Here is a 4,103-nt window from a genome sequence, read left to right as displayed (position 1 = left end):
CGACATATGGGCGACTCGAGTGACGATGTCGGTTCCCATCTCGCCCGAGCCGATCAGGCCGATGCGGATAGGCTTGCCCGACTTTGCGCGTTCCTCGAGATCGCGGGCAAGACCCGTCAACGAAACATTGGAAGCCATACCGCTCGTTCCTCCCATAATGCAGGCTTGTTCGATTGCCTGACGGGTATTGAACATCTGTATTTCTGTCAAGACTAATGTCCATATTCCCGTGCTTTTTCGGACACTTTCACCGTAGTCCGGCGGGACGAGAAAGAGGCTGGGAAACCCGATGCCGCGCAGTCGCCGTCAGTGCGCGGATGGGCATCGGTTGGGATCGTTCAGCTCAGCCAACGGCGCAGCCTGTTGCGCTGCCGTGCAATAGGCCGGCACATGCGACTGGCGGCATCTTGGCCCTCGCGGGAAGTCCTGCTCAGTGCCCCGCGAAGCCTGCCGGAGGCGGGCAACCCGCCGCGTCGATCGCAAAATCATGGAAATGCACGACCACGCCATCCGCATCGATTAAGATCACGGCATAGCCGGGTGCTTTTCTGCCAGCGCCCAGCGGCACCAGCAGGCAAACGGAACGCTTGGATTACCCTCTACTGTGCCGTCCAGCCGCCATCCATCGGCAAGGTTGTGCCGGTGACCTGCCTGGCCGCGTCCGAACACAGGAACAGCGTCAGCGCGGCGAGCTCGTCGACGGTGACGAATTCCTTGGTCGGCTGGGCGGCGAGCAGCACATCGTGCTTGACCTGTTCCTCGGTCATGCCGCGCGCCTTCATCGTGTCGGGAATCTGCCTTTCGACCAGCGGCGTCCAGACATAGCCCGGCGCGATCGCATTGACGGTGACGCCGTCGAGCGCTGCTTCGAGCGCTACCGTCTTGGTGAGGCCCGCAATGCCGTGCTTGGCCGACACATAGGCCGACTTGAACGGCGAGGCGACCAGCGCATGCGCCGAGGCGGTGTTGATGATACGGCCCCATTTGCGCGTCTTCATGCCCGGCAGTGCCGCCTTGATGGCGTAGAACGCGGCGAGCAAATTGATGCGGATGATGGCTTCCCACTTGTCATCGGGAAACTCCTCGATCGGCGCGACATGCTGGATGCCGGCATTGTTGACCAGGATATCGAGACTGCCGAAGGCAGCCTCGGCCTCATGCACCATGGCGCTGACCGCCGCGCCATCCATCATGTTGGCACCGGAGTAGCGGCACTTGACGCCGGAATCCTTCTCGATGCCGGCGCGCTCGTGCTCGATGGCAGCCGCATCGCCAAGGCCGTTGATGGTGACATTGGCGCCTTCCACGGCAAAGGCGCGGGCGATGGCCAAGCCGATGCCGCTGGTCGAGCCGGTGACGAGGGCGTTCTTCGAAGACAGGAAACCCATGATGATCTCGCAAGAGGTGGGAGGGAACGAACGGGGCCGCCTTTGTGCGCCGCACCATGACAGTGCCATAGCCATATGTCGGTGCGATTACAGGGTTGAGACGGCCGTCGACAGGCCCCTTGGGCGGCTGTCAGGCGGCTGACACGGCACTGTCATGGTGCCGTGCAACATAATCCGGAGCGCATTCGCGCAGTCATTCCTGAACCAAAATGGGGCTACAGCCTTGCAGATCGCCGATGTCGTGAAGCGCGCCTATGCGATGCCGCTGACCAACCCCTCCTTTCCGCCCGGGCCGTACCGTTTCTTCAACCGCGAATACGTCATCATCACCTACCGCACGACGCGCGAGGCGCTAGAGGCTGTCGTGCCGGAGCCGCTGGAGATCGACGAGCCGCTGGTCAAATACGAATTCATCCGCATGCCTGACTCGACCGGTTTCGGCGACTACACCGAGACCGGCCAGGTCATCCCGGTGCGCTACAAGGGCCAGCACGGCGCCTACGTCCATTCGATGTATCTCGACGACGACGCGCCGATCGCCGGCGGCCGCGAACTGTGGGGCTTTCCCAAGAAGCTTGCCAATCCCAAGATCGTGCATGAAGGCGAGGTCATCGTCGGCACGCTGCACTATGGCAGCGTTCTGTGCGCCACCGGCACGATGGGCTACAAGCACAAGAAAGCCGATCACGGCTCTGTCCTCGCTTCGCTGGCCGCGCCCAATTTCCTGATCAAGATCGTCCCGCATGTCGACGGCACGCCGCGCATCTGCGAACTGGTCCGCTACCACCTCACCGACATCACGCTGAAGGAAGCCTGGACAGCGCCCGCCGCACTCGATTTGCGGCCGCACGTCATGGCCGACGTGGCGCGGCTGCCGGTGCTCGACATCGTATCCGCCGTCCACTTCACCGCCGACCTGACGCTTGGGCTGGGCGAAGTGGTTCACGATTATCTCGCCGACCGCACCTGAGCTGCACAAGCCTTTCAGAGCCCAAACAGAAGTCGGAGACCAAAGCCGTGCTCGAACGCAATCGCAACAAGGAGGCCACCGCCACCATCGCGGAGATCTCGGCGCAGTATGACCGCGTCGCGCTGGTGTTTCAGGGAGGCGGCGCGCTCGGCGCCTACCAGGCTGGGGTGTACCAGGCATTGGCAGAGGCCGGCTGCGAGCCGAGCTGGCTTTCCGGCGTGTCGATCGGCGCCATCAATGCGGCGATCATCGCCGGCAATGAATCGAGCCGCCGGCTGCAGCGCCTCGAGCAATTCTGGCAGACGATTTCGGGTCGCAAGATCTGGGCCTATACGCCGGAAGGCGACATCTACCGTGATATCCGCAATCGCACCAGTTCGTGGATGACCATGGTCATGGGGCAGCCGGGCTTCTTCAAGCCGCGCAATCCTAACCCCTGGATGGAGCAGCCCGGCGCCGAGGGCGCCACCAGCTTCTACGACACGGCCGAGCTGAAGGAGACGCTGCAAAGCCTGATCGACTTCGACATCCTCAACGACGGCAAGAAGCGGTTGAGCGTCGGCGCGGTCAACGTCCGGACCGGCAACTTCGTCTATTTCGACACCGACAAGGTCCGCATCGAACCGGAGCACATCATGGCCAGCGGCGCGCTGCCGCCGGCGTTCCCGTCGATCCGCATCGAAGGCGAATATTACTGGGACGGCGGCATCGTCTCCAACACGCCGCTGCAATATCTGCTCGACCAGGAAGAGGACCGTTCCTCGCTGGTTTTCCAGGTCGACCTGTTCAGCGCGCGAGGCGTCCTGCCGCGCAGCATGCCGGACGTGCTGTCGCGCCACAAGGACATCATGTATTCAAGCCGCACACGGCAAAACACCGACAATTTCAAACGCATCCACGGTCTCAAGATGCGCCTGCTCGATGCACTGAAACGGGTGCCGAAGGAGTTGCGGACGCCGGCCGAGGAAGCGCTGATCGAGGACTATTCGGACGCCGGCACCGTCAACATCGTGCACCTGATCTATCAGCACAAGGGCTATGAGGGTCACGCCAAGGACTATGAGTTCTCAGGCACCTCGATGCGCGAGCATTGGGAGACAGGGTTGGAGGACACGCAGCGCACCTTGCGCCATCGTGAGTGGCTGACGATGCCGACCAATGTCGACGGTGTGGCCATCCATGACCTGCATCGCGAAGACCCGACGTAGCCAGGCCGGTTATGCCCAACGGTTCAGCGTTGTTGGCCAGGATTCGTTTGAACGGCCATCGCCAACGCTCGAGATTGGCCGACGCCTCCAAACTTCGTCATCCTTGGGCGAAGCAGGAGCGAAGCTCCGTCGCGGAGACCCTGGGATCCATGCCGTGACCTTTGCCACGGAGTGCAGCGGAGCAGAATTCTGCACCGCGGCAACGCTCAGGAGTCGCGGCATGGATCCTATGGTCTGCGCCGCGTCGCTTCGCTCCCTGCTCCGCCACAGGATGACGAAGCGAAAGGCGTTTCGGCAATTTCCTAGGCATGTTCCACGTCAACAGAAACGAATACGTCTTCACCCCTTGAACGCAGTGCTCACTTAAAGAAAAAAGGCAGCGCCGGTCACCCGGCGCTGCCTTTTGTTCGGAAGCTTACGCTCGGCTCAGAACACCTGGCGGAAGATGATGAACAGCACGAAGGCCAGCGTGATCGAGCACGGCAGCGTCAGCACCCAGGCAAGCAGCAGATTGCGCACCGTCGCCCATTGCAGCCC

The 4,103-nt window shown here is 62.2% G+C and carries 3 protein-coding genes and 1 pseudogene; 2 read left to right on the top strand and 2 right to left on the bottom strand.

What is annotated here, in order from left to right:
* Together EN994_RS20850 and EN994_RS20845 are read right to left on the bottom strand one after the other, a co-directional pair.
* A pseudogene (locus EN994_RS20850) lies at positions 1–210 on the bottom strand (hypothetical protein); the annotation flags it as partial.
* A 389-nt stretch (positions 211–599) separates the two neighbouring features.
* Complete coding sequence (locus tag EN994_RS20845) at positions 600–1,388, bottom strand: 3-hydroxybutyrate dehydrogenase (RefSeq protein WP_127307775.1); 789 nt, start codon at positions 1,386–1,388, stop codon at positions 600–602.
* Between the two features lie 223 nt (positions 1,389–1,611).
* Between EN994_RS20845 and EN994_RS20840 the strand changes: the two genes are divergently transcribed.
* Together EN994_RS20840 and EN994_RS20835 are read left to right on the top strand one after the other, a co-directional pair.
* Positions 1,612–2,358 carry an acetoacetate decarboxylase gene (locus EN994_RS20840; protein WP_063169133.1) on the top strand — a complete coding sequence of 249 codons (747 nt, stop codon included), beginning with the start codon at positions 1,612–1,614 and terminating at the stop codon, positions 2,356–2,358.
* A gap of 47 nt (positions 2,359–2,405) precedes the next feature.
* Complete coding sequence (locus EN994_RS20835) at positions 2,406–3,566, top strand: patatin-like phospholipase family protein (RefSeq protein ID WP_024503027.1); 1,161 nt, start codon at positions 2,406–2,408, stop codon at positions 3,564–3,566.
* Positions 3,567–4,103 lie beyond the last annotated feature (537 nt).

It is taken from the genome of Mesorhizobium sp. M7A.F.Ca.CA.002.09.1.1, assembly GCF_003998555.1.
Classification (GTDB): Bacteria; Pseudomonadota; Alphaproteobacteria; order Rhizobiales; family Rhizobiaceae; genus Mesorhizobium; species Mesorhizobium ciceri.
The sequence above is the reverse complement of the archived record's forward strand: the minus strand, read 5'-3'. Positions and strand labels throughout refer to the sequence as shown.

Bases quoted from the DNA above. Each gene is read 5' to 3' on its own strand.
- EN994_RS20845 (WP_127307775.1), bottom strand. From the start codon at position 1,388: ATGGGTTTCCTGTCTTCGAAGAACGCCCTCGTCACCGGCTCGACCAGC.